The sequence below is a fragment of the Streptomyces coacervatus genome, from assembly GCF_029223485.1.
Taxonomy (GTDB): Bacteria; Actinomycetota; Actinomycetes; order Streptomycetales; family Streptomycetaceae; genus Streptomyces; species Streptomyces coacervatus.
In genome coordinates this window covers 73,511-100,500 of record NZ_JARHTP010000027.1, presented here as the reverse complement: position 1 = coordinate 100,500, position 26,990 = coordinate 73,511, and the positions used below count along the sequence as shown (strand labels likewise).

At 70.5% G+C, this 26,990-nt stretch carries 23 protein-coding genes and 1 pseudogene; 8 read left to right on the top strand and 16 right to left on the bottom strand.

Features of this window, described 5'->3' with window-relative positions:
• Nucleotides 1-94: 94 nt before the first annotated feature.
• The 9 genes from P2Q00_RS45105 to P2Q00_RS45065 all read right to left on the bottom strand — a co-directional run bounded on the left by P2Q00_RS45105 (nucleotide 95) and on the right by P2Q00_RS45065 (nucleotide 11,223).
• Nucleotides 95-1,342, bottom strand: coding sequence for a type III PLP-dependent enzyme (locus P2Q00_RS45105; protein ID WP_275780619.1), 1,248 nt, complete (start codon nucleotides 1,340-1,342; stop codon nucleotides 95-97).
• A complete protein-coding gene (locus P2Q00_RS45100) occupies nucleotides 1,339-3,111 on the bottom strand; it encodes an IucA/IucC family protein (RefSeq protein ID WP_275780618.1) in 1,773 nt (590 codons plus the stop codon). Before P2Q00_RS45100 ends, P2Q00_RS45105 begins: the two co-directional genes overlap by 4 nt.
• A complete protein-coding gene (locus P2Q00_RS45095) occupies nucleotides 3,111-4,313 on the bottom strand; it encodes an MFS transporter (RefSeq protein WP_275780617.1) in 1,203 nt (400 codons plus the stop codon). Before P2Q00_RS45095 ends, P2Q00_RS45100 begins: the two co-directional genes overlap by 1 nt.
• A complete protein-coding gene (locus P2Q00_RS45090; RefSeq protein WP_275780615.1) occupies nucleotides 4,310-6,013 on the bottom strand; it encodes an IucA/IucC family protein in 1,704 nt (567 codons plus the stop codon). Before P2Q00_RS45090 ends, P2Q00_RS45095 begins: the two co-directional genes overlap by 4 nt.
• A complete protein-coding gene (locus P2Q00_RS45085; protein WP_275780614.1) occupies nucleotides 6,010-7,185 on the bottom strand; it encodes an ATP-grasp domain-containing protein in 1,176 nt (391 codons plus the stop codon). Before P2Q00_RS45085 ends, P2Q00_RS45090 begins: the two co-directional genes overlap by 4 nt.
• An 88-nt stretch (nucleotides 7,186-7,273) precedes the next feature.
• The gene (locus P2Q00_RS45080; protein ID WP_275780613.1) at nucleotides 7,274-8,293 is read right to left on the bottom strand and encodes an ABC transporter substrate-binding protein; all 1,020 of its coding nucleotides are present in this window, start codon (nucleotides 8,291-8,293) and stop codon (nucleotides 7,274-7,276) included.
• 34 nt (nucleotides 8,294-8,327) lie between these two features.
• Entirely contained in the window at nucleotides 8,328-9,143 is an 816-nt protein-coding gene (locus P2Q00_RS45075) for an ABC transporter ATP-binding protein (protein ID WP_275780611.1), read from the bottom strand.
• Between the two features lie 41 nt (nucleotides 9,144-9,184).
• Nucleotides 9,185-10,234: a FecCD family ABC transporter permease gene (locus P2Q00_RS45070; RefSeq protein ID WP_275780610.1), complete on the bottom strand. Its 1,050-nt coding sequence runs from the start codon at nucleotides 10,232-10,234 to the stop codon at nucleotides 9,185-9,187.
• Nucleotides 10,231-11,223 carry a FecCD family ABC transporter permease gene (locus P2Q00_RS45065; RefSeq protein WP_275780667.1) on the bottom strand — a complete coding sequence of 331 codons (993 nt, stop codon included), beginning with the start codon at nucleotides 11,221-11,223 and terminating at the stop codon, nucleotides 10,231-10,233. Before P2Q00_RS45065 ends, P2Q00_RS45070 begins: the two co-directional genes overlap by 4 nt.
• Before the next feature lie 207 nt (nucleotides 11,224-11,430).
• Between P2Q00_RS45065 and P2Q00_RS45060 the strand changes: the two genes are divergently transcribed.
• Nucleotides 11,431-12,273, top strand: a complete 843-nt coding sequence (locus P2Q00_RS45060; protein ID WP_275780609.1) for a (2Fe-2S)-binding protein — start codon at nucleotides 11,431-11,433, stop codon at nucleotides 12,271-12,273.
• Nucleotides 12,274-12,358: 85 nt separating this feature from the next.
• Here the strand turns inward: P2Q00_RS45060 and P2Q00_RS45055 are convergent, their stop codons facing one another.
• The gene (locus tag P2Q00_RS45055; protein WP_275780608.1) at nucleotides 12,359-14,113 is read right to left on the bottom strand and encodes an ABC transporter ATP-binding protein; all 1,755 of its coding nucleotides are present in this window, start codon (nucleotides 14,111-14,113) and stop codon (nucleotides 12,359-12,361) included.
• A gap of 144 nt (nucleotides 14,114-14,257) precedes the next feature.
• Between P2Q00_RS45055 and P2Q00_RS45050 the strand changes: the two genes are divergently transcribed.
• From P2Q00_RS45050 to P2Q00_RS45035, 3 genes are all read left to right on the top strand, one after another.
• Nucleotides 14,258-15,346, top strand: a complete 1,089-nt coding sequence (locus P2Q00_RS45050) for an S-(hydroxymethyl)mycothiol dehydrogenase (protein ID WP_275780606.1) — start codon at nucleotides 14,258-14,260, stop codon at nucleotides 15,344-15,346.
• Complete coding sequence (locus P2Q00_RS45045; RefSeq protein ID WP_275780604.1) at nucleotides 15,346-15,978, top strand: MBL fold metallo-hydrolase; 633 nt, start codon at nucleotides 15,346-15,348, stop codon at nucleotides 15,976-15,978. Before P2Q00_RS45050 ends, P2Q00_RS45045 begins: the two co-directional genes overlap by 1 nt.
• Before the next feature lie 678 nt (nucleotides 15,979-16,656).
• Entirely contained in the window at nucleotides 16,657-17,571 is a 915-nt protein-coding gene (locus tag P2Q00_RS45035; RefSeq protein ID WP_275780603.1) for an SDR family oxidoreductase, read from the top strand.
• 1 nt (nucleotide 17,572) lies between these two features.
• Here P2Q00_RS45035 and P2Q00_RS45030 read toward each other — a convergent pair whose 3' ends face one another.
• Entirely contained in the window at nucleotides 17,573-18,100 is a 528-nt protein-coding gene (locus tag P2Q00_RS45030) for a hypothetical protein (RefSeq protein ID WP_275780601.1), read from the bottom strand.
• Between the two features lie 49 nt (nucleotides 18,101-18,149).
• Between P2Q00_RS45030 and P2Q00_RS45025 the strand changes: the two are divergent.
• Together P2Q00_RS45025 and P2Q00_RS45020 are read left to right on the top strand one after the other, a co-directional pair.
• A pseudogene (locus P2Q00_RS45025) lies at nucleotides 18,150-18,404 on the top strand (SDR family NAD(P)-dependent oxidoreductase); the annotation flags it as partial.
• A 273-nt stretch (nucleotides 18,405-18,677) separates the two neighbouring features.
• Complete coding sequence (locus tag P2Q00_RS45020; RefSeq protein ID WP_275780666.1) at nucleotides 18,678-19,376, top strand: L,D-transpeptidase family protein; 699 nt, start codon at nucleotides 18,678-18,680, stop codon at nucleotides 19,374-19,376.
• Between the two features lie 35 nt (nucleotides 19,377-19,411).
• Here P2Q00_RS45020 and P2Q00_RS45015 read toward each other — a convergent pair whose 3' ends face one another.
• Genes P2Q00_RS45015 through P2Q00_RS45000 form a run of 4 tightly spaced genes read right to left on the bottom strand, consistent with a single transcriptional unit; the run spans nucleotide 19,412 to nucleotide 23,925 of the window.
• The gene (locus P2Q00_RS45015; protein ID WP_275780665.1) at nucleotides 19,412-20,614 is read right to left on the bottom strand and encodes a Gfo/Idh/MocA family protein; all 1,203 of its coding nucleotides are present in this window, start codon (nucleotides 20,612-20,614) and stop codon (nucleotides 19,412-19,414) included.
• Between the two features lie 47 nt (nucleotides 20,615-20,661).
• Nucleotides 20,662-22,008, bottom strand: coding sequence for an extracellular solute-binding protein (locus tag P2Q00_RS45010; RefSeq protein ID WP_275780600.1), 1,347 nt, complete (start codon nucleotides 22,006-22,008; stop codon nucleotides 20,662-20,664).
• Nucleotides 22,009-22,018: 10 nt separating this feature from the next.
• Nucleotides 22,019-22,942, bottom strand: coding sequence for a carbohydrate ABC transporter permease (locus tag P2Q00_RS45005; RefSeq protein ID WP_275780599.1), 924 nt, complete (start codon nucleotides 22,940-22,942; stop codon nucleotides 22,019-22,021).
• 17 nt (nucleotides 22,943-22,959) lie between these two features.
• The gene (locus P2Q00_RS45000) at nucleotides 22,960-23,925 is read right to left on the bottom strand and encodes a carbohydrate ABC transporter permease (protein ID WP_275780598.1); all 966 of its coding nucleotides are present in this window, start codon (nucleotides 23,923-23,925) and stop codon (nucleotides 22,960-22,962) included.
• Nucleotides 23,926-24,093: 168 nt separating this feature from the next.
• Here P2Q00_RS45000 and P2Q00_RS44995 point away from each other — a divergent pair, with 168 nt between their 5' ends.
• Together P2Q00_RS44995 and P2Q00_RS44990 are read left to right on the top strand one after the other, a co-directional pair.
• The gene (locus tag P2Q00_RS44995) at nucleotides 24,094-25,254 is read left to right on the top strand and encodes an ROK family transcriptional regulator (RefSeq protein ID WP_275780597.1); all 1,161 of its coding nucleotides are present in this window, start codon (nucleotides 24,094-24,096) and stop codon (nucleotides 25,252-25,254) included.
• 98 nt (nucleotides 25,255-25,352) lie between these two features.
• Entirely contained in the window at nucleotides 25,353-25,538 is a 186-nt protein-coding gene (locus P2Q00_RS44990; protein WP_275780596.1) for a hypothetical protein, read from the top strand.
• 54 nt (nucleotides 25,539-25,592) lie between these two features.
• Here P2Q00_RS44990 and P2Q00_RS44985 read toward each other — a convergent pair whose 3' ends face one another.
• Complete coding sequence (locus tag P2Q00_RS44985) at nucleotides 25,593-26,942, bottom strand: S1 family peptidase (protein WP_439145909.1); 1,350 nt, start codon at nucleotides 26,940-26,942, stop codon at nucleotides 25,593-25,595.
• Between the last annotated feature and the right edge of the window lie 48 nt (nucleotides 26,943-26,990).

Below are 26,990 nucleotides of genomic sequence, written 5' to 3'. Positions count from 1 at the left end.
GCCGACGCTGCATCGAACGTCCTGGCACAGCCAAAGGGCCGCCCCTTTTCACGGGCGGCCCTTTGGCTGTGCCGGTGACCGTGCCGGGTTGTGGTCACAGCCCTCCGGTTGAATGGTGAAGGAAGTGGAAACCGGGCCGGGGGTGCATCAGGAATTCGTGGTGGGAGATGTTCCATGCGTAGGCGCCTGCCAGTGAGAACACCACCCGGTCGCCGGCCCTGAGTCCGGGTGCGGGCACCTGGCGGGCCAGGACGTCCTTCGGGGTGCACAGCTGCCCGGCCACTGTGACCTTCCCCCAGCCTTCGGCCGGGGGGACCCCCATCTCCCTTCGGTCGTCCTCGGCGGACGACCGCGGCCACGGGTGCGGCCAGGCGTCCACCTTCAGCACGGTGCAGGGCTGGTCGTGTCCCTTCGTCGCCGGGGTCCGGAGGTGATGGGTGCCGCCGCGGACGACCGCGAACTCCTCGCCGTGGCTGTGCTTCACGTCCAGCACCTCGGTGGCGTACCAGCCGCAGTACGCCGTCAGCGCCCGCCCCGGCTCGATGCGCAGGGTCAGCCCGGGGTGCGCCTGGGTCAGGCGGGCGAGCCCGTTGCCGTACGCGGCCCAGTCGAAGCGGCGGTCGGGGGCTGTGTAGTCCACGGTCATGCCTCCGCCGACGTTCACCTCGGCGAGCGGAACACCGAGACCCGTCGCCCACGATACGACGGACTCGGCCACCGCCAGCTGCTCCGCCGCCTGAAGGCCACTGGCCAAGTGCGCGTGAATGCCGCGCAGTTCGAGATGCGGGTACGTGCCGTCGGCAAGAGCCCGGACCGCCTCGACGGCCTGTACCGGATCCAAGCCGAACGGCGTCGGGCGGCCCCCCATCGCCAGCGAACTGCCCGCCAGGGAGCCGTCCGCGACCGGCAGATTCACGCGCACCAGCACCGCCACCCGCCGCCCCGGCGCGCACGTCCGCGCCAGTTCGGCCAGCATGCGCAGCTCGTACCCGCTCTCCACATGGAACCGGTCGACGCCGAGCTCCAGCGCGGCCCGCACCTCGTCCGGCGTCTTGCCGGGACCGCCGAAGGCGAGCGGCCGGCCCGGCACCGCCTTGGCCACATGGGCGAGTTCACCGCCCGAGGAGACCTCGTAGCCGTCGACGTACGGGCCGAGCGCGCCGAGGATCTCCGGCTCCGGGTTGGCCTTGGCGGCGTAGTACACCTCGACCCGCTCGGGCAGGGCGGCCCGGACGGCGGCGGCATGCGCGCGCAGTGCCGCCAAGTCGTAGACGTAGGCGGGCAGTTCGGCCGACGACAGGGACAGGACACGGTCGCGGACGGCGGGCGTCGGGTCGGTCATCGGGGGCTCCCGCTCGCGTCGCGCAGGATGTCCTCGGCGAGCGGGGACGGCAGCCGGACGTAGCCGGCCTCCCGGTCCGCCTTGCGTTCCCAGCGGGTCAGCAGGTTGGCCTTGGCGGGCAGTGGCACCCCGGCGAGCAGGGCGGCCAGCCTCGGCGGGCAGCCGTAGCGGTCGGAGTACCTCCGGAGCGTGGCGCGCACCCGGGACCACAGGGCCGCCTCCGCCTGCGGATGCAGGTCGGCGAGGGCGGCGAGCAGCTCGGCGACGTGGTTGACCAGCAGGCAGTACACGACCCGGTCCCAGCCGCGCTGTGCGTCGTACGTCATCGGGCCCGCGACCTCGGGCTCCAGCGCGGCCAGGGTGTCGGCGTGGTGCTCGGGGACCAGCTTGGTGCCCTCCAGGTCGCGGAAGAGGACCTGGGCGGGCATGCCGTCGGCGCCGACGCAGACCAGGACGTTCTGCAGGTGGGGTTCCAGGACCAGACCGTGGTCGAAGTAGGCGGCCAGGACGGGCGGGACGAGCAGGTCGAGGTAGGTGGACCACCAGGCGAGGGTCGTCCGTACGTCCGCTCCGGCGAGGAGGCGGGAGATGTGGGCCGCGCCGGTCGGGTACTCGTCGGCGACGGCCGCCGCGAGGAGGGGAACCGTGCCCGGGGCGAGGCGGCGCGGCAGGCCCTCGCGGACGATGACACCGAAGCCCTCGAACAGCTCGCGGTCGGGGGTGCCGTCCGGGCCGGGGAGGGCCAGCGTGCGGTAGGCGGGCTCGCGCAGCACGGCGCTGCCGGGGAAGCGGTCGGCCAGGTCGGCGAAGGCCGGGGCCAGGGCGCGGGTCAGGGCGACGGCGCCGGACAGCTCGTAACTGCTGTTCTTGCGCAGGCAGTTGGTGATCCGGACGTTCAGGCTGAACTTGAGGAAGGTCTCCCCGTCGTACAGCGTGCGCACCGAAGCGGTGGCGGCGAAGGGGCGTCCGCCCGGGCCCAGGTCGAGGATGTCGCCGCGGTCGAGCGCGGCCCGCAGCGCCGGGTGGGTGCGGAGCGTCTCGTACTGCCAGGGGTGGGCGGGCAGCAGCCGGTAGCCCTGCGGGACGTCCGTGCGCACTCCGTCCAGCTGGGCGGTCGTCGACGGGTCCGTGGACTCCTCGGCGATCAGTTCGGCGCGGACGGCGAGGTGCCGCAGCGGGAAGGAGGCGCCGACCTCCGGCGCGTACGCGGACCAGGCGTGCGGATCGCCGGTGCGGGCCTTGGGCGTGGGGTGGAAGCGGTGCCCGAACAGCAGCGACTGCTCGGAGGCCAGGTAGGCCGAGAGACGGTCGTCGGGGATGCGGGCGGGGCGCCCGGCGGCGAGCGCGGTGGAGATGGCGCCGTGGCTGGAGGCGATCTGCTCCAGGAACTCCTCGTTGCGCACGCCGGTGCGCAGCGACAGCTCGTCGTGCGTGTACTCGGCCAGACGCCGCCAGTCCACCTCCGACCAGCCGTCGTCGCCCTGTTCGCTCACGGGGCCGGTGAACCGGTGCGCGCCCAGCAGCGAGGTGCGGCGCAGCGCGACGCGCAGCAGCACTCCGCGGCGCGGCAGTCGCAGCAGCAGCCGGCCGTCGGCGACGACCGACTGGCGCTCGGGTCCCGATACCTCTCGTAGCAGGCAGTTGAGGAGCGTGTGGGCCACCGCGTCGTCGGCGGAGGGGAGTTCGGCGGGCGCGGCGGAACTCCCGGGCGAGCGAAGCGAGACGGGGGTCCCCCCGGACGAGGTCTCGGGGCGGGTCAGCGAGGGCATCAGCGGCTCCTGCGGGTGCGGGGGGTCAGCGGGGGGAGGAGAGTGGCCAGTACGGTGACGGCGGCGGCCGCGCTGCCGGTCAGCACCGGTGCGGCCGGGCCGAAGCGGGCGCTGCCCGCAGCCGCGGCCAGGCCGGCTGCGACCGCGCCGGCCTTGGAGAAGAACTCCAGCGAGCCGAACATGCCGCCCGGCGCCCGGCCCTTGGCACAGTCGGCGGCCAGCACCGACAGGCACACCAGGCCGAGGGTGAGGCCCGCGCCCAGCAGCAGCCGCACGGCGATCAGCGCGGGCAGCGAACCTGCGACCCCGTGCCCGGCGAGCCCGAGCGCGATGCAGGCGAAGCCGAGCGCGATCCCGGTCCGGGGGCGGCTGTGGAAGGCGGAGTGCACGGCGAGCGCCGACACCAGGTAGCACAGGTGGGGGAGGGCGAACAGCACTCCGGAGAGAGTCGGCGACGTGCCCGGGAGGCGGTCGTCGACGAGGGCGATCAAGTAGGGGAAGGAGATGACGGTGGAGAACACGAAGGCGAACTCCAAGGCGTACAGGGCCTTGAGCGAGATCAGCGGCGGCTCGTCCGCGGCGGTCGTCGCGGGGGCGCTCTCCAACTCCTCCGCGCCGGAATCCGGTTCAGGCAGTGCCGCCAGCAACAGGGCTGCGGTGAGCGGCAGTACGGCGAGCAGGGCGTACTGACGGTGCGGGGACAGCCAGCCCGACAGCGAGCCGACCACTATCGGCGCGACGACCAGCGCGGCCCGCGCGCTGCCCTGCATCAAGGTCAGTGCCTTGGACAGGGCAGGCCCCTCCAGGGCGGCGCCCAGGTATCCGTTGGACGCGGCGAACGTGCCGCCCAGGATGCCCTGCAGCACCAGCGCCACGGTGAACGTGGCCAGGGAGTCCGCCCAGCCCGCGAGCAGGAAGGCCACGGCCAGTCCCAACTGGGCGCGCAGCAGCAGCCGTTTACGGCCGTGCCGGTCGGCGAGCCGCCCCCACAGCGGGGCGCCCAGCGCGCCGAACACGGTCGGGACGACGTACAGCACCCCTGCCCAGCGGGCTTCGTGGTCCCCCAGCTCCGGGAGGATCTGCGTGAGATACGGCGGCAGCCCGAGCGCCGCGAAGGAGGCCACGAAGTAGCAGCCCGCCACCGCTTGCACATGCCCGCGGCTGAACGCCGTACCCGGCATCCGCAGAGTCTCGGTGCTCATGCCGAACCCCCGCCGGACAGCAGGTAGTTGGGGCCGCTCGTGTAGTGCTTGTTGACGTCCGCGGCTCCCGAGCGCTCCTTGCTGAGCAGCGTGCCGGCCGTGACCATCGCCTTGACCGGCAACCGCGGCGCCTGAAGGACATGCGCACGCAGAACCGCCCCCGCGTCACCACCGAGCCGGTCGACGGCCTCCGTGAGCCGTTCGCGTACGAGCGCCAGCAGCGCGTCCCGGTGCTCGGTGAGCCCGAACGCGTAGGCCCCCGCGCACAGATGGACCGTGATGGTGGCGAACACGTCGGCTACCGGCCCGTCCCCGGCGGTGAACGTCCGCGGGTCGTCGAAACCCCACGGCCCGGGCAGTACGGACTCCAGCCGTGCGGCGTTGATGCGGGGCCCGTCGTTGTCCTTGAACAGCAACCGGGGACTGCCAGGACCCAGCACCAGCGAGACATTCTGCTGATGCGACTCCAGCGCGATGCCGTAGCCGAACAGCGTGGTCTGCCAGTCGAACAGCAGCGTAAGACAGGCATCCAGCAGGGCCAGCGGATCGCCGTCGTAGAAGCGGTCGGCCAGGTGGTCGAGGACCAGCCGCCCGCCGGGTGCCTCGGCGAGGAGCGCGGCCAGCGGTACGACGACGGAGTCCCCGAGGGCGGCCGGGAAGCGGCGGCACAGGACTGCGAGGAGTTCGTGCCCGGCGTGCGCGTACGTGGTCTCGTCGGCGTGCAGGATCGTGTCCCGGAAGCGCGGCTCGCGTGCGATCACCGCCTCCACCAGCCGCTGCCCCGCCGCGCCGTCGACGAGTGTGCCCGGCTTGATGGAGCGCTTGTTGCGCAGGCCCAACGTGGCCGTCGCCAGGGGGAGTTTGAGGTGCAGGGACGGATCCGCGGCCACCGCCACCGTGCGCATCGAGAGCGTCGGCACGACTTCGAGGTGCGCGTGCTCGGCGAGCAGCGCACGGCCCGCGAGACCGGTGGTCCGCAGGGCCTCGTCGAGTGGCGCGCCCACGGTCAACGGGTGGACGGGCAGCGCCACATGGGTCTGCTCCACCTCGGGCAGACCGAGCCGCGCGGGAGTCGGCCACAACTCCGGCAGCGGGCCGGTCACGGTCACGGCGTCGCGCGGTACGGCGAGCCAGCGCAGGGCGAAACGGGGATGGAACTCCGGTGCGTATGACCGGAGTTGGTCCTCGGCGAGCCCGGAGCGGCCGCGGGCGGTCGGGTAGACGGGGTGGTCGAGGCGGGCTGCAAGGGTGTCGTACGCCGTCCCCGTCCACCCGGCCGGGTCGTCCCCGTACCGTTCGGTGAGCCGCCGGCCGACCTCGTCCCGTGTCCGCGTGTGCAGCCGCATCGTGTCCAGGGTCTGACGGCACTCCTCGGCGAACGCGTCGAAGCCGTCGCGGTCCACGGGCTCGGCGAGTTCACGCAGCGCGCCGAGCACGGTCTCATGCGAGGTCAGCTCGGAACCGTCCGACTCGCGGGCGAGCAGGGGCAGCCGGGCCCGGAACTCGCACTGGTAGCCGTCCTCGGAGACGGGAAGCAGCAGGGCGTCATCGGCGGTGGGCAGCCGCAGCCAGTCGCCGTCCGGCCGGTGTACGAGTGTGCTGCGGCTGCGCAGCCCGACCACGTCCTCGCGCAGCAGGGCGCCGAGCACGCGGGTGAGCAGCTCCGCCTCGCAGGTGTCCGTCACAGTCGGCGCGGTCACGGCTGGATCTCCCAGCGCTGTGCGGCCAGGAACTCGGCCGACACCCGGTCCACCGTCGCCTGGTCGGTGCCGACGGCCCGCAGGACGCCGAGGTAGTCGCGATTGGTGCGGTGCAGCTCGTGCCGCTCGCCCACGGGCCGTAGCGGACGGTACGTCAGATGAACGCCGTCGAGCGTCAGTTCCTCGGCAGCGGGGGCTGATGTCAGGGTCCCGGCGCGGTCGGCGCACGGGTACTCCAGCCGCGCCGCGCCGTCGCGGCGGGCTCCCAGGTCGGCGGGCAGACGCTCGCCCAGATGGGCACGGAGGATCAGCTCGAAGAGCGGTATCTCCAGCAGCCGGGCCAGCAGCAGATCGCACTGGTCGCCGATGGCACGGTAGTTGACCTCGATGATCCTGGCCCGGCCCGCGTGCACCACGAACTCGGTGTGACAGGCGCCGAACCCGACCCCCAGCGCGTCCAGTTGGGCGAGAACCTGGGCGACGACCGGTTCAGGATGGGCAGGGACGAAGGTGAGCCGCTCCTCGATGAAGAACGGCGGCGGCGACAACTCGGTGTGGAAGCCGCCCAGCACATGGCGGACACGCCCGTCACCGAGCGTCTCCAGGGTGTACAGCTCGCCCGGGAGGTACTCCTCGACGAGCAGCACGGCACCGGGACGACGCTCAAGGATTTCCTTGGCGTGTGTGACGAGCTGCTCGGCGTCGTCGACCAGGACGACGTCCTCGCTGGCCACGCCCTCGCGCGGCTTGAGGACGCACGGGTAGGGCGCGTCGTCGGGCGCGACCGGCTCCGTGAGCTCCGCCGACCACACCGTGTCCACGCCGGCGGCGGCGAGCCGGCGCCGCATCTCCGCCTTGTCCTTGGTGCGCAGCGCGGCCCGCCAGTCCTTGGCGGGCAGGCCGAAGTAGGCGGCGGCCAGGGCGGCCTGTGCCTGGAGGTGGTCGCTGTTGGTGAAGACGGCGTCGGGACGGTGGTGCGTCGAGATCCGGGTGATGACCGCACGGTGGTCGCGGACGTCGCACTCCAGGACCTCGATCTCCGGGTGGGAGCGGCGGTGGGCGTCGGGCTGGTCGGTGAGGACGGTGACCTCCAGTCCCAGCCGGGCGGCGGCGGGCAGAAAGCCCTCGGAGACGGAGTCGGTCGGGTTGAGGGCAAGCAGGTACAGGCGCATGGCTGATGAACAACTTCCGCTGGCGGGTGGGGGGTTGGGGCGGGCCGCGCGCAAGTCGGTGTCGCGGCCCGCCCCTGAAGAGCGGGAGTTACTTCTTCGGGAGCTCCACGCCGGTGGCCTTCGCCACGTCCTTGAGCATCTGCTCCGCGGCCTGGACGCCGATGCCGGACATCCAGGTCTCGTCCGGGACCTCGTAGACCTTGCCGTTCTTGACGGCCGGGAGGGACTTCCACACCGGGTTGGACGTCACCTGCTTCTTCTGGGTCTTGTCCGGGGTGTCGGCGGTGGTGACGAAGACCAGATCTGCGTCGGCCTGGTCGATCTCCTCCGGGCTGACGTCCTTCATCGTGACCTCGGGGTCGTTCGACACCTGCGACTTGGGCCGCTTGAAGCCGATGTCGTTCAGGACGACACCGCTGTAGGAGTTGGACTGGTAGAGGCGGGTCGGACCGGCGATGAAGCGGACCACGGACGCGGTCGGCATGGTGCCGCCGTCCTTCTTCCTGATGGCCTCGCCCAGAGCCTTGGCCTGCGTCTCGTACTCCTTGAGCTTCGCCGCCGCCTCCTTCTCCAGGCCCAGCGCCTCGGCGTGCACCTTCAGGTTCTGCTTCCACACACCGCCGGTGGTCTGAGTGAAGACGGTCGGGGCGATGGCGCTGAGCTTGTCGTAGACCTTCTCGTGCCGGACCTTCGACGACAGGATCAGATCGGGCTTCAGCGAGGCGATCTTCTCCAGGTTGGGCTCCAGCAGCGGGCCGACATCGGCGGTGCCGCTCAACTCGCCCTTCAGATACGTCGGGAAGCCGCCCTCGGTCTTGAAGTGCGGGGCGACCGCGCCGACCGGGTCGATGCCGAGCAGGGTGACGTCGTCCAGCTCACCGGTGTCGAGGACCACGACCCGCTTCGGCTGCGAAGGGATCTTGACGTCGCCCATCACGGTCTTGAGGGTCCGCGGGAAGCCGGCCGAAGCCGAGCCGGAGGCCTTCGCCGTGTCGGCGGCGTCGGACTTGTCGCTGCCGCAGGCGGCCAGGACGGCCGTACCGAGCACGACGGAGAGCAGCACGGCGATCAGCCGGCCGATTCCGCGCAGGGGAGAGCGCTTCAACATGGGGGGTTGGTCTTTCTGATAGGGGAGTTGCGGGTCAGGCGGACGCGGCTGCATGCCGCACCGCGCTGCTCTTCGGGACGACCAGCGGCGTGCCGGTCTCCGGGTCGGGGATCACCCGGCAGTCCACGTCGAACACGGACCTGACCAGGTCCGCGTCGAGGACGTCGGCCGGGGCGCCGGCGGCGGCGAGGCGGCCCTCCTTGAGGACCACCATGTGGTCCGCGTAGCGGGCTGCCTGTCCGAGGTCGTGCAGCACCATCACCACGGTGCGGCCCGCCTCGGTGTGCAGGGCGGCGACCAGGTCGAGGACGTCGAGCTGGTGCCGCAGGTCGAGAAAGGTGGTCGGTTCGTCGAGCAGCAGCAGTTCCGTGTCCTGGGCCAACGCCAGCGCGATCCAGGCGCGTTGACGCTGACCGCCGGAGAGCCGGTCGACCGGCTGGTCGCGCAGGGCAGTGGTGCCGGTGCGCTCCAAGGCATCCTCCACCGCCCGCTGGTCCGCCGCCGACCAGGGGCTCAGCAGCCGCTGGTGCGGATAACGGCCCAGGCGTACGAGCGACTCGACGGTGATCGCTTCGGGCGTGACCGGCTGCTGGGGCAGCAGCCCCAGCCGGCGGGCGAGCGTCCGCGCGGACATACGGTGGATGTCCGCGCCGTCCAGTGTGACGGTCCCGGCGGACGGGGCGAGCAGCCGGCTCAGCCCACGCAACAGGGTCGACTTTCCACACGCGTTGGGCCCCACGATCGCGGTGACGGCGCCGCCCGGCAGCGTCAGATCGAGCCCGCCGACGACGAGCCGGTCGTCGTAGCGCAGATCGAGACCCTCGGTGGAGAGCTGGTTGACGGTGGTCATGTGCGGCTCCTGATGCGCTTCCTGTGGTTCCGGGACGCCGGTCATGCGTGGCTCTTCTGGACGGGTGAGCTCTGCCGGAGCATCAGCACCAGCAGCCAGGGCGCGCCCAGCGTGGCGGTGACCGCCCCCACCGGCAGCCCCTCGACCGGCAGCAGGTGCTGCACCACCAGGTCGGAGGCGAGCAGCAGCACCGCCCCCGTGAGACCGGCCAGCCCCAGGGACGCGGCCGTCGGCGGGCCGGTGACGAAGCGCACGATGTGCGGCACGGCGAGCGCCACGAAGGTCACCGGACCGGCGAGCGCGGCGGCAAGCGACGCCAACGCCACGGCGACGAAGAGGAGTTGGAGGCGCGCGGCGGACGTCCCGAGGCCCAGGGCACCCGCCGACTCGTCCCCGAGGTCGAGCACGGCCAGCCGGCGGTGCAGCAGAAGGGCGGCGGCCAGCGCGAGCACCATGGCGCCGGCTGCTCCCCACACCTCCGTCCAGGTCCGCCCGTACACCGAGCCCGTGGTCCACTGCAGCGCCGACCCGGCGAGCTCCGCCGGGAAGCGCACGATCATCAGGTTCACGGCGGCGGCCAGTCCCGCCTGCACGGCGAGCCCCGTGAGAACGAGCCGGGTGACGGCGACTCCGGACCGCCAGGCGAACACGCCCAGCAGCAGCGCTGAGAGCAGGCCCCCGCCCAGCGCCCCGACCGGGATCAGCGTCTGCGAGGCCCCGGCGGCGATCAGCGCCACCGCACCCAGCGACGCTCCGCCTGTCACGCCCATGACATCCGGAGATGCCAGGGGGTTGCGGAACAGCCGCTGCAGCACACAGCCCGCCGCCCCGAGACCGGCACCGGCGACGATCGCCGCCACCGCCCTGGGCGCCCGGAACTGCTGCACCACCAGCACGTCCCCCGCATCCCCGAGCCCGACCAGCGCACGCAGCGCCGTGGCCGCGGGCATCCGCATCTCACCCGTCGTCAGGGACACGGTGAGCAGCACGAACAGGGTGACGAGAGCGGACGCGGCGAACGCCAGGACACGGCGACGCACCCGCATTCGGGACGTGGACTTCGTACGGACGGTTGCGACGGCGGCGGTCATCGGGCCACCTTCCGGGCCAGCAGCGCCAGCAGGGGCGCGCCCAGGAACGCCGTCACGATGCCGACCTCCAGCTCCGAGGGGCGGATCACCATCCGGCCGAGGACGTCCGCCGAGAGCAGCAGCAGCGGTCCGGCGATCAGACAGCCGGGGACCAGCAAGCGGTGGTCGGCGCCGAGTAGGGGACGTACGAGATGGGGTGCGGCGAGGCCGATGAACGCGACCGGTCCGGCCACGGCGACCGCCGACCCGGCGAGCAGAACCACTGCGACACCGCCGGCCAGCCGGATCCGGGCCACCGGCACACCGAGCGCCTGGGCCGAATCGTCGCCCAGGGCAAGGGCGTTGAGCGCGGGGGAGACGGCGAGGGCGACCACAAGACCGAGCAGCAGCGTCGGCAGCACCGGCCACAGCACATCGAGGGGCCTGCCGGACAGGGATCCGGCCAGCCAGAAGCGGGCCTCGTCGAGGGTGCGCTGGTTCAGCAGCATCACCGCCGACGTCCAGGACAGCAGGACCAGTTGGAGCACGGTGCCGCCCAGCGCGAGCCGTACGGGATCGATGTCCCCGGCGCGACGGGCCAGCGCCTGCGCGAACACGGCGGCGCCCGCCGCACCCGCGAACGCGAACCACACATACTGCACAGGGTCGTTGAGCTTCAGTGCGAAGATCGCGACGACGACCGCGAAGCCGGCGCCCGCGTTGATGCCGAGGGTGGTCGGCGACGCGAGCGGGTTGCGGGTGATGCCCTGCGCCACGGCCCCTGCGACCCCGAGCGCCGCCCCCACCGCGAGGCCGATGACGGTACGCGGCAGCCGCAGCCCGGTCACCACGAGCGCGTCCCGGCCCTGGGCGTGGCCGAACAGCGCGTCGGCCACCGTGGACAGGGGCACCGACCGGGCGCCGAGAGCGAGGCTGAGCGCGGTGCAGAGCACCAGGGCGCCCAGTCCGGCGAGGAACAGGGGGAGGTGTCTGAGGGCATGGAAGGGCACACCGGTAGGTGCGCCCCGTTGGGTCGCAGTCACAAGCCGTGAGCTTAGGCTAGCCTTCCTTTACTTTTCAATTGGCTGTGGGGTGACCCTGACGTGGGGGTTCCATGATCAGGTGCTGCGGACGCCTTATGGATCACCCCATCCGGAGTGAAGTAAGGTAAGCCTTGCCTTCTTGACCTTCTGTGAACCTCCTGTGCTGGAGCGCCCATGCCCGTGGCCCTGAAGACCCCGCCCGCCGGTGCCGTCACGCATGCCCTCGGCGATGTCTACCGCAGACTCGCCGACGTCTGCGAAGCGCTGGACGTACGGGTCATGGAGCCGGGCGACGAAACCCGAGCCGACGTCACAGCGGCCGAGTTGGTGTCGGACCGCGGCGTGCTCGACGCCTTCGTCGACGCCGAGGCGACCCGCATCCAGGCCCGTTACGCGGTCGCCGCCCGCCGTGACGTCGCCGCCTCGCGCGCCCTGCACGACTACGCCTGGACGCTCGGCGTGCTGATGGGCGGGACCTGGTACCTCGAACGGCGAGTGCCCCGCATCCGCCCCGAGGACCTGCGACTGCACCTCGCCACGGGTGCGTACGAGATCACACCCGGCACCGAACTCGCCTGCCTGCCCGGCGACCCCCTCACCCCGCTCACCGGAGCGCTGACGGTCCCTCAGGAAGAGCCGCTGCGGGCCGCGTTGCGCATGGCGGTGGCCGACCACATGCGTCCGCTGCTGGCCGCGATCGGCCCCGTCGCACGACGCGGCGCGCGTTCCCTGTGGGGCTTGGTCGCCGACGATCTCGTGTCCGGCATCTGGTACCTCGGCCGGATTCTGGGCCAGGAGGACGACGCCGTACGGGCCGCCACCGAAGTGCTGCCGATCGGCGTACCCCCATACCCGGCCGGCGCCGACTTCCGGTACCTGACGGGCGACGACGGCCGACGGCACACCACCCGCACCCGCACCGGCTGCTGCATGTTCTACGCGATCCGCCCCGCCGAGACCTGCGTGACCTGTCCCCGCACAAGTGACGCCGAACGGCTGCGCAGACTGGAGAACTGAGTACGCGACGGTGGGCCGAGGCTTTTAGGGGCGCGGGGAACTGCGCGACCAGCCACGACGGCGCCGCAGACGATCGAAGTAGCCTTCACCCGGCGGTGGCAAGGAACTGCGTGGCCGCCAACTCCGCGTACAACGGATCCGCGGCAACCAGTTCACGATGGGTCCCCACCGCACGTACCCGCCCCGCATCCATCACCACAATCCGGTCGGCCATCGTCACAGTCGACAGCCGGTGCGCAACGACAAGAACCGTAGTAGTACGGGCGACATCGGCGACCGTATCCCGCAGTGCCGCCTCGTTGACCGCATCGAGCTGCGAGGTGGCCTCGTCGAGCAGCAGCAGCCGCGGCCGGCGCAGCAGCGCGCGGGCGATGGCGACCCGCTGCCGCTCGCCGCCCGACAGCTTGGTGCCACGGTGTCCCACCAGCGTGTCGAGGCTGCTGGGCAGCCGCGCGACCAGGCCGTCCAGCCGGGTCGTCTTCAGCACGCGCGTCACGGCGGCCTCGTCCGCATCCGGGTTGCCCAGCAGCAGATTGTCCCGCAGCGAACCCGACAGTACGGGGGCGTCCTGCTCCACATATCCGATCGCCGACCGGAGCCTGGGCAACTCCCAGTCCTGCAGGGCGAGTCCGTCCAGCGTGATACCGCCGGACTCGGGATCGTAGAACCGCTCGATGAGGGAGAACACCGTGGTCTTGCCCGCGCCCGACGGGCCGACGAACGCCGTCATCCCGCGGGCCGGCACCGTGAACGTCACCCCGTGATGGACGTACGGCAGGTCCTCTGCGTACCGGAAGCGGACCTCGTCGAAGGCGACCGCGGCCGGTTCCGCGCCGGGAGTGGGCAACGGGGTGGGGCGGGCCGCCGGTTCGGACGGCAGGTCCAGCGCCTCCTGGATGCGGGCGAGGGCTGCGGCGCCCGTCTGGTATTGGGTGATCGCGCCGACCACCTGCTGGATCGGCGACATGAGGTAGAAGACGTACAGCAGGAACGCGACCAGAGTGCCCACCTGGATCGCACCGGTCGCCACCCGCGCCCCGCCCACCGCCAGCACCGTGATGAACGCGATCTGCATCGCGAGACCGGCCGTATTGCCCGCCGCCGCCGACCACTTGGCGGCCCGCACGCTCTGCCGCCACGACTTCTCGGCGGCCTCGTGCAGCGTCCGCTCCTCCCGGTGCTCGGCGCCCGACGCCTTCACCGTGCGCAGTGCGCCGAGGATCCGCTCCAGCGAGGCGCCCATCACACCGACCGCGTCCTGCGCCTGCCGGCTCGCCCGGTTGATGCGCGGCACGATCACGCCGAGCACCGTGCCCGCACCGAGGATCACGCACAGGGTGACCCCGAGCAGCACCGGATCCACCAGGCCCATCATCGCCACCGTCGCGACGAGCGTGAGCCCGCCCGTGCCGAGGCCCACCAGCGAGTCGGTGGTGACCTCGCGCAGCAGCGTGGTGTCGGAGGTGATGCGGGCCATCAGATCGCCCGGCTCGCTGCGATCGACCGCAGTGATCCGCAGCCGCAGCAGATACGACGACAGGGCGCGCCGCGCGCCCAGCACCACCGACTCCGCGGTGCGGCGCAGCACATACGAACCGAGCGCGCCCACCGCGGCGTTGGTGACCACCAGAGCCGACATGGCGAGCAGCGCGCCGGTGATGGCCCGGTCGTGCGACAGGTCGTCGATCAATCCCTTGGCCACCAGCGGCAGCAACAGCCCGGTGGCTCCCGTGACCAGCGACAGCAGCGCGCCCGTCAGCAGGGCCCAGCGATGCGGTCGCACATAGGAGAGGAGCAGCCGCCAGGCGGGCGGGCGGGTCTCGGTCTCTGCGATGCTCACGGCGCTCCTCAGGAGTCGTGCGGAGCATTCAGGCTACGTCGGCGCCCGCCCCGAGGGGCGGCCGGTCCCGGGCGGACTCCGTTACCGATCAGTCACACGTAGGGTCGGAGGGACGGACATCCGCCGACGAAAGGTTTCAACACCATGGCGCAGGAAGTACGCGGCGTGATCGCACCGGGCAAGGGCGAGCCGGTGCGGGTGGAGACGATCGTCGTGCCCGACCCGGGGCCGGGGGAAGCGGTCGTACGGATCCAGGCGTGCGGGGTGTGTCATACCGATCTGCACTACAAGCAGGGCGGCATCAGCGACGACTTCCCCTTCCTGCTCGGACATGAGGCCGCCGGGGTGGTGGAGTCGGTCGGCGCGGGCGTCACCGATGTCGCGCCCGGCGACTTCGTGATCCTCAACTGGCGTGCGGTGTGCGGCAATTGCCGCGCCTGTCTGCGGGGACGGCCCTGGTACTGCTTCAACACCCACAACGCCGAGCAGAAGATGACCCTCGCCTCGACCGGTCAGGAGCTGTCACCGGCCCTGGGCATCGGCGCGTTCGCCGAGAAGACGCTGGTGGCGGCCGGGCAGTGCACGAAGGTCGATTCGAGTGTGACACCGCAGGTGGCCGGGCTGCTGGGCTGCGGCGTGATGGCCGGAATCGGGGCCGCGATCAACACCGGCGGTGTCGGCCGCGGCGACAGCGTGGCCGTGATCGGCTGCGGCGGAGTGGGCGACGCGGCGATCGCCGGGGCGAACCTGGCCGGCGCCGCGAAGATCATCGCGGTGGACCTGGACGACCGGAAACTGGCCACGGCGCGTGAGATGGGCGCCACGCACACGGTGAACTCCAAGGAGACCGACCCGGTGGAGGCGATCCGCGAGCTGACCGGCGGCTTCGGCGCCGACGTGGTCATCGAGGCGGTGGGCCGCCCGGAGACGTACAAGCAGGCCTTCTACGCCCGCGATCTCGCCGGGACCGTGGTCCTGGTCGGCGTGCCCACCCCGGAGATGAAGCTCGAACTGCCGCTCCTGGACGTGTTCGGGCGGGGCGGCGCGCTCAAGTCGTCCTGGTACGGCGACTGCCTGCCCTCCCGGGACTTCCCGATGCTGATCGACCTGCATCTGCAGGGCCGCCTGCCGCTGGACAAGTTCGTCACCGAGACGATCCAACTCACCGACGTGGAGAAGGCGTTCGAGCGGATGCACCACGGCGACGTGCTGCGCTCGGTGGTGGTGCTCTGATGACCGGGGCCCGCATCGAACGCCTCGTCACCTCCGGCACCTTCAGCCTGGACGGCGGCACCTGGGAGGTGGAGAACAACGTGTGGCTCGTCGGCGACGACCACGAGGTCATCGTCATCGACGCGGCCCACGACGCCGACGCGATCGCCGAAGCCGTGGGCGACCGCCGCCTGGTTGCCATCGTGTGCACACACGCCCACAACGACCACATCGACGCCGCACCCGCGCTGGCCGACCGCACCGGCGCGACCATCTGGCTGCACCCCGACGACCTGCCGCTGTGGAAGCAGACCCACCCCGACCGGGACCCCGACGCCCACCTGGTCGACGGCCAGGTCATCGAGGCGGCGGGGGCCGACCTCACGGTCCTCCACACCCCCGGCCACGCGCCGGGCGCCGTCTGCCTCTACGATCCCGCCCTGGCCACGGTCTTCACCGGCGACACCCTCTTCCAGGGCGGGCCCGGCGCGACAGGTCGCTCCTACTCCCACTTCCCGACGATCATCAACTCCGTCCGCGACCGCCTGCTCTCCCTCCCTCCGGAGACCAAGGTGCTCACCGGCCACGGCGATTCGACCACCATCGGCGCCGAAGCCCCCCACCTGGAGGAATGGATCGCCCGCGGCCACTGAGCCCCGGACAGGCCCAAACGCGAGGAGCGCCCCAGCAGCCGGGCCTGTTCGCTCTTCAGCCGTGTGAACCGGTCGCGGGTGTACTCCTGCAGTCCGCGGCCGGGAAACGTCACGACCGAGAGATGCTCACCGAAGTCGCCCTGCGCCCAGCGCGCGACGGCGATCTCGTACCCGGAGACATGTGCGCACAACTGCAGGAGCGCGTCCGGCATCTCCTCCTCGATCAGCAGATCCGCCTTGGTCACCACCACGTCCCGCATGGCACGGATGTTGGGGACGAACACGGTCGTGGCCCAGGTCCGCCACTGCGCCAACTCGTCCTCGCTCGGCGGTATGTCGTGGTCGAACGGGTCCCGTCCGTCCGGGCGGACGAACTTTGCGGCGAACGTGTCGTAGACCCGGCTGTTGGCCTCCATCAGCGCGAACAGCGGTCCGTAGAACTCGCTCAACTGGGCGTTGACACGGTCCAGTCGAGCCTGCCGCTACGTCGCCAGGTAGCCGAGGAACGCCAGCCCGACGGTCAAGATCACGGTGATCATGGGAGGTGATGGTACGGCGCGCACGGCTGCGGCCGGCCGGGTGATCGTCCAGCCCGCTACCTGAAAGGCGACAGAGGATGTCCGGATTTCCCGGCACCCTCGACGGTGACAGCAGTCGTAGGGGAACGGGAGGCCGGACATGTCCGCACCGCTGAAGGGCAAGGTGGCGCTGGTCGCCGGGGCGACGCGGGGCGCGGGCCGCGGGATCGCCGTGGAACTCGGTGCGGCCGGCGCCACGGTCTACGTCACCGGACGCACCACCCGTGCCCAGCGCTCCGAGTACGACCGCCCCGAGACCATCGAGGACACCGCCGACCTCGTCACCCAGGCGGGCGGCCAGGGCATCGTCGTACCCACCGACCACCTCGAACCCGCACAGGTCCGCACCCTCGTGGACCGCATCGCGGACGAGCAGGCCCGCCTCGACATCCTCGTCAACGACATCTGGGGCGGCGAGACGCTCTTCGAGTGGGACCGCCCGGTCTGGGAGCACGACCTCGACAAGGGACTGAGGCTGCTCCGGCTTGCCGTCGAGACGCACGCCGTCACCAGCCACCACGCCCTGCCGCTGCTCCTGCGTCATCCCGGCGGACTGGTCGTCGAGGTCACCGACGGAACCGCCGAGTACAACCGCGACACCTACCGCGTCTCCTTCTTCTACGACCTCGCCAAGGCGTCCGTGCTGCGCATGGCCTTCGCCCTGGCCCACGAACTGGGCCCGCGCGGCGCGACCGCCGTCGCCCTCACCCCGGGCTGGCTGCTCTCGGAGATCATGCTCGACCAGTTCGGCGTCCGCGAGGACAACTGGCGTGACGCCCTCGAACGCGTCCCCCACTTCGCCATCTCCGAGACACCCCGCTACGTCGGCCGAGCCGTCGCCGCGCTGGCCGCCGACCCGGACGTCTCCCGCTGGAACGGCGAGTCCCTCTCCAGCGGCTCACTCGCCCACGAGTACGGCTTCACGGACCTCGACGGCAGCCGCCCGGACGCCTGGCGCTACCTCGTCGAGGTCCAGGACGCGGGGAAGCCGGCGGATGTGACCGGTTACCGGTGACTCACGGCTGGGGCACGGACCAGCGTGCCGAGTGACCCGGCGGCAGGGCGAGATCCTCCCGCACCGCCGCGTAGTACCCCCGGCGGCCGGCCAACTGCCGCTCCACCAGGGCCCGCCAGGCCGCCGGATCGTGGGTACCGTCCCGCAGGAACCGTTCCATCTCCACCACGGTCAGCACCCACTCCTGGGCCTTCTGCACCACCTCGGTGCTGCCCAGCAGGATCAGTGCCTCGCCGACCGGATCCCGGGCGAGCTGCGCCTCGGTCAGCAGCGGCTCCGCCTCCTGGGGCGACAAGGGGTGCGGGTTCGGGTCGTTGCCGAAATGTGCGGCGACCCGGTAGGTCAGCGTGACCGACCTCTTCAACGACTGCGCGTAGTCGGCGTACACCGCGAGCCGCCGCTCCTCCCAGCGCGCCGCCTGCTCCCGCCTGAACCGCGCCTGATCACCCCGCACCACCGCCAGATACGAACCGAGCGCACCGATCACGACACCTATCAGCGCGGGGAGTTGCTGCAGAAACGCGGACATGGGCGCACGCTACCTGCCCTGTGGATCTTCGGGGGAGTAGCTGCGGCCCATGGCTGACACCAAGCGCTTCGAGGGATACGGAGTTCTCGTCACCGCCGTCGCCGCCTTCGGCTCGCTCGACGTCCTGGTCAACAGCACGGCGGGCTGCACCCCGCACACCCCGCTCTTCGAGGACGGCCGGGACGACGCGTGGGCCCGCGACCTCGACATCAACCTGACCGGCACCTACCGCTGCTGCCGCGCAGCCCTCCCGCACCTGGCCGCCTCGGGCCACGGCGCCGTCGTCGACATCGCCTCCGCCGTCGCCTTCCTCGCCTCCCGCGAGGCGTCCTCCGACAGGCAGCTGCACACCCCAGACCCCGCTCGGGGCGGCCGACAAGCGCCGTTACCTGCAGCCGACCTGATCCGCCGGGCAGGCCCTGGCGGTGCAAAGCATCACCCTGTGACCTGCGGCACTGCGAATGTCACCGTTTCGTCGCATCGTGAGGGACTCCTGCAACCGATCGCGCCGGACGCCGGTCTAGCTGGCAGACATCGCAGATCAGACGACCCATCCGCACGAAAGGCAAGGCAGGCCATGGGGGACATACGCAGACGGGGAGCCGTCGCACTCGGGATAACCGGACTGGTGGCGCCGCTCACCCTCGCCCTGGGCAGCGCGCCCGCGCAGGCGGCCACGGGCTGCACCACACAGACCGGGCCCTACCAGAAGCAGGTGGAGAAGTTCCTCGGCCTGACCGTCGACGGCAAGCAGTCCGCCATCGACTGCAAGGCGATCAAGGCCTTCCAGACCAAGCACGGCATCACCCCGAACATCGGGTACGCGGGCTCCGTCACGTGGGGCGTGATGGATCTCATGAACAAGCAGAAGGCCGTCGGGAACCACCCCAACAGGGACGGCGCATGCCCCGTCAACAAGGGCCGCATCGCCTGCGTGAACCTCACGCTCCAGCTCAGCTGGATCCAGGACGGCAGCAGGCTCGTCTACGGCCCCGTCCCGGTCCGCACCGGCCGCGACGGCTTCGAGACCCGCACCGGCCTGAAGAAGATCTACTGGCGGGACAAGAACCACGTATCGGACATCTATAACGTGCCCATGCCCTACAGCCAGTTCTTCGACGGCGGCCAGGCCTTCCACTCCGTGAACCTCAGCATGTGGAACCCGCCGGGCTCGCACGGCTGCGTCAACATGACCCCCGCCACGGCCCAGAAGTACTGGTCGCTGCTGAAGACCGGCGACGACGTCTTCGTCTACGGCCGCAAGCCGGGCACCTGACGCGTAAACGCAGGCACCCGGCTCGCTCAGGGTCGTCACGCCTCGGGCGCGTCCCCGAAGTCCGGGATCTCCAGCCTGGCCCCGCCCTGCCGTGCCGAGTCGTGCGCGACGATGCCCGGCAGGGTGTAGCGGGCGGCCACCCACGCGTTCACCGACGGCAGCGACCGTGTGTTCACGGCGGTCACGAAGTCGTCGACCAGGAAGTGGTGGCTGCCTTCGTGCCCGTTGTGCAGGTTGTCGAACTCCCGCGGCAGCCGCGCGCGATCGTGCACCGGCGCCGAACCCGAGGTGAAGGCGGCCCGAAGTTCCGGCGCAATGTGCTGAAGTGACGGATCGTCAGGAGACATGGTGGGCTTGGGCTCCAGCAGCTCGCTGATGTCCTTCACACCCTTCTTGTCCTGCCACAGGGCCACGGTGGCGAGCTGCTCCATGCTCGCGTCCGTGCCGAAGAACCGGAAACGCGACTCCCGGATGTGCGAGGGATAGCCCACCCGCCGGAACTCGTTCGTACGGAACGAACCGCCGCCCGCCACCTCGAACAGCGCGGTCGCATTGGAGAAGTCGTTGCCGAACTGGCTGACGTCCTTGTCGAAGACGCCGTCGCCCCGCTCGTCGACCACACCGATCGCCGACACGCTCACCGCATGCGTCTGCCAGGCGCCGAGCACCCCGCCCACCGAGTGCGTGGGGTAGAGCAGCGGGGGATAGCTGGCGGTCTGCTTCCAGTCCGCGCCGCCGCTGTACTGGTACGCCTCGTAGAACCCCAGATCCATGTCGTGGACGTAGTCGCCCTCGGCGTAGAAGATCCGCCCGAAGGCGCCCTCGGCGATCTGGTTGCGGGCGTGCACGGTCGCCGGGTTGTACTGGCTGGTCTCGCCCATCATGTACGTCAGCCCGGTCGCCTTGACCGCGTCGATGATCGCCGCAATCTCCTCCGTGGCTATCGCCATGGGGACCGCGGAGTACACGTGCTTGCCGGCGTTCAGGCCCTGCAGCACGAGCGGCCCGTGCGTCCAGCGCTGCGTGAAGATCGCGACCGCATCGACGGCCGGGGACTCCAGCATCGCCTCGTAGGACGGGAAGGTGCCCGCCAACTGCTGTGCGGAAGCGAGTTGTTCGGCCCGTTCGGGCAGGAGGTCGGTGACATGGACGTCGCTGACGCCGGGGTGGGCCTGGAACAGCGTGGCGAACTGGCCGGAGAACTGGCCGGCACCGACGATGCCGAGGGAGAACGTCATGTAAGGCATGCCCTTCATGGGTCGAGTGACAGGTCGACTCAGTCGACTCACTGGTCGAGAATCAGGTTGATCTGGCTGTTGGTCTTGTCGAGGCTGCTCACGGACTTGCCGTTGCCGTAGATGTCCTGCATGGCCGGGTGCATCAGTGCGAACACGTCGGCCGCGTAGTTGGTGATCGGGTAGGAGAAGGTCGTGAAGTCCTTCTTGTCGGCGACCGGCCCGGTGAAGGCCGTGACGTCGATGCCCTTCTTCTTGTATGCCGCCACCGCGGCCTTCGTGCCGTCGGGTGTGGCCGGGAAGACGATGCCGTAACTGCCCACCGTCTTCTGGCACTCGTCAGAGGCCAGGTACCGCACCCACTTCTTCGCGCCCGCCTTGCCCGCGGCATTCTTGGTGATGGAGTCGGCGAGGCCGTTCATCATGGTGGCGCGCTTGCCGGTGGGGCCCTCGGGGGTGAGCGCGGTGGCGATCTTCATGCCCTTGAAGCCGGCGTACGTCGAGATCATCCACGCCCCGTCGAACGTGGCCGCCGCCTTGCCCGCGGCCACCTGCGCGTTGCCCGGACTGGACTGGGAGTTGTAGGCGGTGAAGGGCGCCATGTAGCCCTTCTTCGCCAGCCCGAAGTACCACTTGACGACCGACTGGAAGGCCTTGGAGCCGTACCCGTACTTGGTGCCCCACCGCTTCTTGTCGGTGTAGGTCCAGCCCGCGGAGGCGGCGAAGTTGCTCCACTGGGTCTGGCCGTCGCCGTCCCCGGCGCCGTTGCTGGCCAGGCCGTACACCTTGACGTTGTTCTTGTCGAAGCCCGGTTCGTCGCCCCGCTTGCCGTTCTTGTCCACGGTGAGGTGGGCGACGGCCTTCTCGAAGGTGCCGCCGTCCTTCGAGTTCCAGGACAGGTTGTTCAGCTGCCCGGCGGTGAGACCGGCCGCCTTCGCCGCCTTCTCGTTGTAGAAGAGGGCGACCGTGTCCCAGTCCTTCGGGGCGCCGTAACGGTGTCCGTCCTGGCCGATCCAGTTGTCGGCGAGACCCTTCTGGTAGGCGGCCGGGTCGATGCCCAGGTCGTCCAGCGGCTCCAGCACCTTCAGGTCGGCGAACTGGCCGAATTTCTGGATGTGGTCGGTGAAGACGTCCGGTTCCGTGCCGGCGATGAAGCCGGCGGTGAGCTTGGTCCAGTAGTCGTCCCAGCCCAACTGGGTGATCTTCACCTGCAGTCCGGGGTTCTGCTTCTCGAAGCCCTTGGCGCACGCCTGGTAGGCGGGCAGCTGGTTGGAGTCCCACAGCCAGTACGTCACCGTGTCCGACGACGCACCGGCCCCGCCCTTGGCGCATCCGCTCACCAGGGACAGCGCCAGCGCTCCGGCCAGTGCCGCGACCGTACGCATACGAACTCGCATGTCCGTCCCCTTACTTGATGCCGGTGAAGCTGATGGAGCCGACGATGCGGCGCGCGAAGAACCCGAACAGCACGAGCATCGGGAGGGCGGCGATGAGCGTGGCCGCCATCAGGCCCGACCAGTCGGTGCCGGTCTGCGGGGTCTGCGCCCGGAAGATCGCCAGGGCCACCGTGAGGACGCGGGAGCTGTCGCTGTAGGAGACCATCAACGGCCAGAAGTAGTCGTTCCAGGCCGTGATGTATGTCAGCACCGCGAGCGTCATGACCGGCGTCGACGCCATCGGCAGCAGCACCCGGAAGAAGATCCGCACCTTTCCGGCGCCGTCGAGCAGCGCCGCCTCCTCGACCTCGCTCGGGATGTTCATGAAGAACTGGCGCAGGAAGAACACCGCGAACGGCGTCATGAACATCGTCGGCAGCGCGATCCCCAACAGGGTGTCTACCAGGCCGAGTTGCTTGATGAGCACGAAGTTCGGCAGCAGCGTGAAGATCGTCGGCACCATCAGCCCCGCGAGGAACAGGCCGAACACCTTGTCCCGGCCGCGCCAGCGCAGCCGGGCGAAGGCGTACGCGGCCATCGCGGAGAAGAAGATCTGACAGACGGTGATCAGCGTCGAGACGATCACCGAGTTGAGCAGATAGCGCCAGAACTTCAGCCCGCCGCCCGCACCGCCCTGGGCGATCGCCTCCCTGGTCGACTGCAGGCCGAGCGCTCGCTCGAAACCACCGGTGGTCAGGCCGACCGGCAGCGGGTCGGACGGGTGCGCGGCGAGGCCGCTGTTGGTGGACAGCGCGGTGCGCAGGATCCAGTAGAACGGCAGCAGGGTGACGAGCACGATCGCGGCCATCACCGCCCAGGCGGCGATGCGGCCCAGGGAGGGCCGGCGCCCGAGGGGCCGGATGCGAGTGGTCGTCGTAGTGGTCACGGCAGCCATGTCGGTCTCCTTTCCCGTCAGCCGAGATCGCTCTGGCCGGCCCGGGTGAGCCGGTACTGCAGGACGGTGATCGCGCTCAGCACCACGAGCAGGGCCACGGACATCGCCGAGGCGTAGCCGAACTGGAAGCGGCCGAAGGCGGCGCCGTAGATGTAGAACTGGAGCACGTTGGTCGCGTTCGCCGGGCCGCCGGCGGTCGTCACGGCGACCGTGTCGAACACCTGGAACGAACCGATCACCGTCATGATCAGCACGACCGCCAGCACCGGCCGCAGCAGCGGCATCGTGATCCGCCAGAACATCCGCCACTCACTCGCGCCGTCCACCTTCGCGGCCTCGTACACGTCGTTCGGAATGGCCTGCAGACCGGCGAACAGCAGCAGCGCGGTGTAACCGACGTGCCGCCACACATTGATCAGCGCAATCGTCGGGATCGCCCAGGTCTCGTCCGCCAGGAACGGGATGCGGTCGAAGCCCAGCGCCGAGATAATCTCATTGCCGATGCCGAGCTGGTTGTCCAGGACCCAGAGCCAGACCAGGCCCGCGACCACGTTCGACATCAGATACGGCGTCAGCACGATCCCGCGCAGCACGGCCGACTGGGTCAGCCGCTGCAGCAGTACGGCGATGGCGAGCGCGGACACCGTCTGGATGCCGATGTTGATCACCACGTACTCGACGGTGACCTTCAGCGAATCCCAGAAGATCGGGTCGTGGACCATCCGTACGTAGTTGTCCAGGCCCACCCACTCGGCGGGGGTGAGCAGGTTGAAGCGGGTGAAGCTCAGGAAGATGCCCCGCAGCGTCGGCCAGAGCAGGAAGACCGTGAAGCCCAGCAGTGCCGGCGCGATGAACACCGCGGCCAGCCGTCCGTCGCCCCCGTTCTCACGGGCCTTGGCCCGTCCCGTCCTCTGCTCGGTCCCTGCCCCCTCCGCGCCGCGCAGTGGCAGGCGCGACGGAGGGCTGCTGGAGGCGATGGTCATCGGGAGACTCCCTCGTCTGCGGCGGCTCGTCCTCTGGCCATTTACTTTTGGTGCGAAAGAATCCATGCGTCAAGGGGCCCGCGCACATCTTTTTCCAGGCCTGCGGCGCGCGCTATCCTGACCTGGTTGCTTTTATGGCGAAAGAAATCATGTGGGAGTCTGACCTTCATGACCACAGTTGCCGACAGCTGGCTTCCGCTGAGCCCCGGCGAGCGCTCCGTGGCGATCGAGGTGCTCGTCAACGGCCCGCTGTCACGCACCGAACTCGCCCGGCGGCTCGACCTCTCCGCGGGCAGCCTCACCCGGCTGACCAAGCCGCTGATCGAGTCGGGCCTGCTGATCGAGGTCGCCGAGGCAGGAGCCCCGGCGGAGGTGCGCCTGGGGCGCCCCTCGCAGCCGCTGGCCGTCGTCGCCGAGTCCCGCTCCTTCATCGGCTTCAAGATCACCGAGGACATGGTCTACGGCGTCGTCACCACCCTGCGCAGCGACATCGTCGCGCGCCACGACCGCCCGCTCACCACCCATGACCCGGCCGAAGTCGCCGACCTGCTCGCGGAGATGACGGCCGAGCTCGCCCGTGCCCACCCGCGGCTCGCCGGCATCGGCATCGGCGTGGGCGGTCTGGTCGAGGACCGTGCCGTGGTGGGGGAGTCACCGTTCCTGCGGTGGCGTGACGTCCCGCTGGCCGGGCTCGTCGAGGAGCGCACCGGGCTGCCCGTCGTCGTCGAGAACGATGTCGCCGCCCTCGTCGAGGCCGAGACCTGGTTCGGCGCCGGCCGCGGCCTGGACCGTTTCGTCGTCCTCACCATCGGCGCCGGCATCGGCTACGGGCTGGTCCTGGGCGGCAAACGCGTGCCCTGTGCGGAGGAGGACCGAGGCTTCGGCCGCCACTGGATCATCAATCCCAACGGGCCGCTCACCCCCGACGGCGAGCGCGGCAGCGCCGTCTCGCTGCTGACCATCTCCAGCATCCGCTATCAGGTCCGGGCCGCCACCGGTCGTGACCGGACATACGAGGAGATCCTCGCCCTCGCTGCCGCCGGTGAGCCCATGCCCGGCCGCGTAGTCGACGAGGCGGGGCGCGCCCTCGGCACCCTTGTCGCCCAGATCGCCAACTTCGCGATGCCGCAGAAGATCCTCCTCGCGGGCGAGGGTGTCGGTCTGATGGATGTGGCCGGAGACACAGTGCGGGAGACGATCACTGCCCACCGGCATCCGATGGCCCGCCCGGTCCCCCTGGAGACCAAGGTGTCCGACTTCCACGACTGGGCCCGCGGTGCGGCCGTCCTGGCCATCCAGGTGCTGGTGCTGGGGTCGGCGGAGGTGTGAACTCGGCCGCCGGTGTTGCCAGATGACGTGATCAGTAACACGTCCGATATGCCCGCTTCATGTTGCCTTACTCACAGTGCCTTCACCTTCGGAGCCGTATGCTTCACAGCATGTCCACCACTGTTGAACCCGTCTCCGATCGCTCGGCAGCCGAGGTCAACGAGGAGATCCGGGCCCTGTGGCGCCGGGCGGGCGGGACACTGAGCGGCGAGCAGCGCGAGGAGTACCAGCGCCTCGTCCTGGAGTGGGCCGCAGCGGCCCCGCAGCCGGCGCGGGCGGCCTGAGCACCGCCTCCTCGTATTGGCCCCGGCCCTCCTCTGCTTCCCGAGGCCGACGCATCAGCCCCAAGTCGCCGAGTAGTAGCGCCGGTACGCCTTGCGGTCCTGTTCCGCACGGATCCAGCGGGTGGCCACCAGCGCGAGCAGGCTGCCTCCGATCACCAGCATTCCCGGACCGATGTTCTGGGGGTTCGTGAGCCGGGCCAGCAGCGTCGAACCGTTCGCAATGCCCGTCACGGGGGTCGAGGAGCCGGGTGACGTCGTGCCGGGTGCGATCGCGCTGTGCGTGGCCGAGGCGGACGGTGCCGAGCTGGGGGAGGCGCTCTGCCCGGCGGCGGCCTGCTTCGACACGATCATCTGGACGCCGAGCGCCTGCATCGCCTTCGTCACCGGCTGGAAGAACGTCGTACCACCCGATGTGCAGTCGCCGCTGCCGCCCGAGGTCACGCCCAGCGCGATGCCCTCGGAGAACAACGGGCCACCGCTGTCCCCGGGTTCGGCGCACACATTCGTCTCGATGAGGCCGGTGACGGTGCCCTCCGGATAGTTCACCGTGGCGTCGAGCCCCTTGACCTCCCCGTCGTGCAGTCCGCTGGTGCTGCCGCTGCGGAAGACCCGCTCCCCGACGGCCGGATCGCCGACACCGGTGATGCGCACCCCGTTGCCGTTGCCGATGGCCACGATGTCGGCTCCGGCGCCCGCCGCGCCGTTCGCGTACTGGACCAGGGAGAAGTCGCTGCCGGGGAAGTTCTGCTGCACCGTCTTGCCCAGCTGCTGGTCGCCCCGGTTGTCCGCGAACCAGATGGACCCGGTCGGCCCGCAGTGCCCGGCGGTGAGGATGAAGTCGCTCTGCCCGTTGGTCACGTTGAAGCCCGCCGAGCAGCGCCCGCCGGTGGACAGGATCGGCGACGCCCCGTTGAGACGGGTGGTGAAGGTGCCCTGGGTGCGCTCCATGCGGACGTAACTGCCGATGCCGCCCGCGACCTTGGTCATGCTCGACCAGTCGGTGGCCGAGACGGTGCTGTCGGCCTGCACCACCACCTGGTTGGTGCGGTAGTCCATGACCCACGCCGTGCCTGCGACCCGGGGCGCCGAACGCAGGGTCGACGCGGCCGCCTTCAGCTCGTTCATGCTGTGGCCGACCATCTTCGCCTCGACACCCTGGCGCTTGACCTCGGCTGCCGCCTTCTCGTCGGTCACCGCGACGACCGGACGTCCGTCCGCGCCGATCCAGGTGCCGGCCGTACGGGAGGTGCCGAGCTCGGACACGAGCGCGGCACCGGGGTTGTCCGAGGTCCCCGAGGCGCTGAACGGGAGGGCGGAGGTGCCGGGCGTCTCGCTGGCCATGGCTGCCTGCGTCACCATCGCTCCTCCGAGGAGGAGTCCGCCGACGGCCGCCAGTCGCGTCACTCGCCGGACGATCCGTCGTCGTGCGTGCCTCATGCATGGCTCCCGAAC

Coding starts and splice junctions, on each gene's coding strand:
- P2Q00_RS45030 (WP_275780601.1), bottom strand. CDS start 18,100: ATGTCCGCGTTTCTGCAGCAACTCCCCGCGCTGATAGGTGTCGTGATC.
- P2Q00_RS45045 (WP_275780604.1), top strand. CDS start 15,346: ATGACCGGGGCCCGCATCGAACGCCTCGTCACCTCCGGCACCTTCAGC.
- P2Q00_RS45080 (WP_275780613.1), bottom strand. CDS start 8,293: ATGTTGAAGCGCTCTCCCCTGCGCGGAATCGGCCGGCTGATCGCCGTG.
- P2Q00_RS45060 (WP_275780609.1), top strand. CDS start 11,431: ATGCCCGTGGCCCTGAAGACCCCGCCCGCCGGTGCCGTCACGCATGCC.
- P2Q00_RS45010 (WP_275780600.1), bottom strand. CDS start 22,008: ATGCGAGTTCGTATGCGTACGGTCGCGGCACTGGCCGGAGCGCTGGCG.
- P2Q00_RS45100 (WP_275780618.1), bottom strand. CDS start 3,111: ATGCCCTCGCTGACCCGCCCCGAGACCTCGTCCGGGGGGACCCCCGTC.
- P2Q00_RS45075 (WP_275780611.1), bottom strand. CDS start 9,143: ATGACCACCGTCAACCAGCTCTCCACCGAGGGTCTCGATCTGCGCTAC.
- P2Q00_RS45095 (WP_275780617.1), bottom strand. CDS start 4,313: ATGAGCACCGAGACTCTGCGGATGCCGGGTACGGCGTTCAGCCGCGGG.
- P2Q00_RS45005 (WP_275780599.1), bottom strand. CDS start 22,942: ATGGCTGCCGTGACCACTACGACGACCACTCGCATCCGGCCCCTCGGG.
- P2Q00_RS45050 (WP_275780606.1), top strand. CDS start 14,258: ATGGCGCAGGAAGTACGCGGCGTGATCGCACCGGGCAAGGGCGAGCCG.
- P2Q00_RS45000 (WP_275780598.1), bottom strand. CDS start 23,925: ATGACCATCGCCTCCAGCAGCCCTCCGTCGCGCCTGCCACTGCGCGGC.
- P2Q00_RS45015 (WP_275780665.1), bottom strand. CDS start 20,614: ATGACGTTCTCCCTCGGCATCGTCGGTGCCGGCCAGTTCTCCGGCCAG.
- P2Q00_RS45070 (WP_275780610.1), bottom strand. CDS start 10,234: ATGACCGCCGCCGTCGCAACCGTCCGTACGAAGTCCACGTCCCGAATG.
- P2Q00_RS44995 (WP_275780597.1), top strand. CDS start 24,094: ATGACCACAGTTGCCGACAGCTGGCTTCCGCTGAGCCCCGGCGAGCGC.
- P2Q00_RS45020 (WP_275780666.1), top strand. CDS start 18,678: ATGGGGGACATACGCAGACGGGGAGCCGTCGCACTCGGGATAACCGGA.
- P2Q00_RS45035 (WP_275780603.1), top strand. CDS start 16,657: ATGTCCGCACCGCTGAAGGGCAAGGTGGCGCTGGTCGCCGGGGCGACG.
- P2Q00_RS45085 (WP_275780614.1), bottom strand. CDS start 7,185: ATGCGCCTGTACCTGCTTGCCCTCAACCCGACCGACTCCGTCTCCGAG.
- P2Q00_RS45105 (WP_275780619.1), bottom strand. CDS start 1,342: ATGACCGACCCGACGCCCGCCGTCCGCGACCGTGTCCTGTCCCTGTCG.
- P2Q00_RS44990 (WP_275780596.1), top strand. CDS start 25,353: ATGCTTCACAGCATGTCCACCACTGTTGAACCCGTCTCCGATCGCTCG.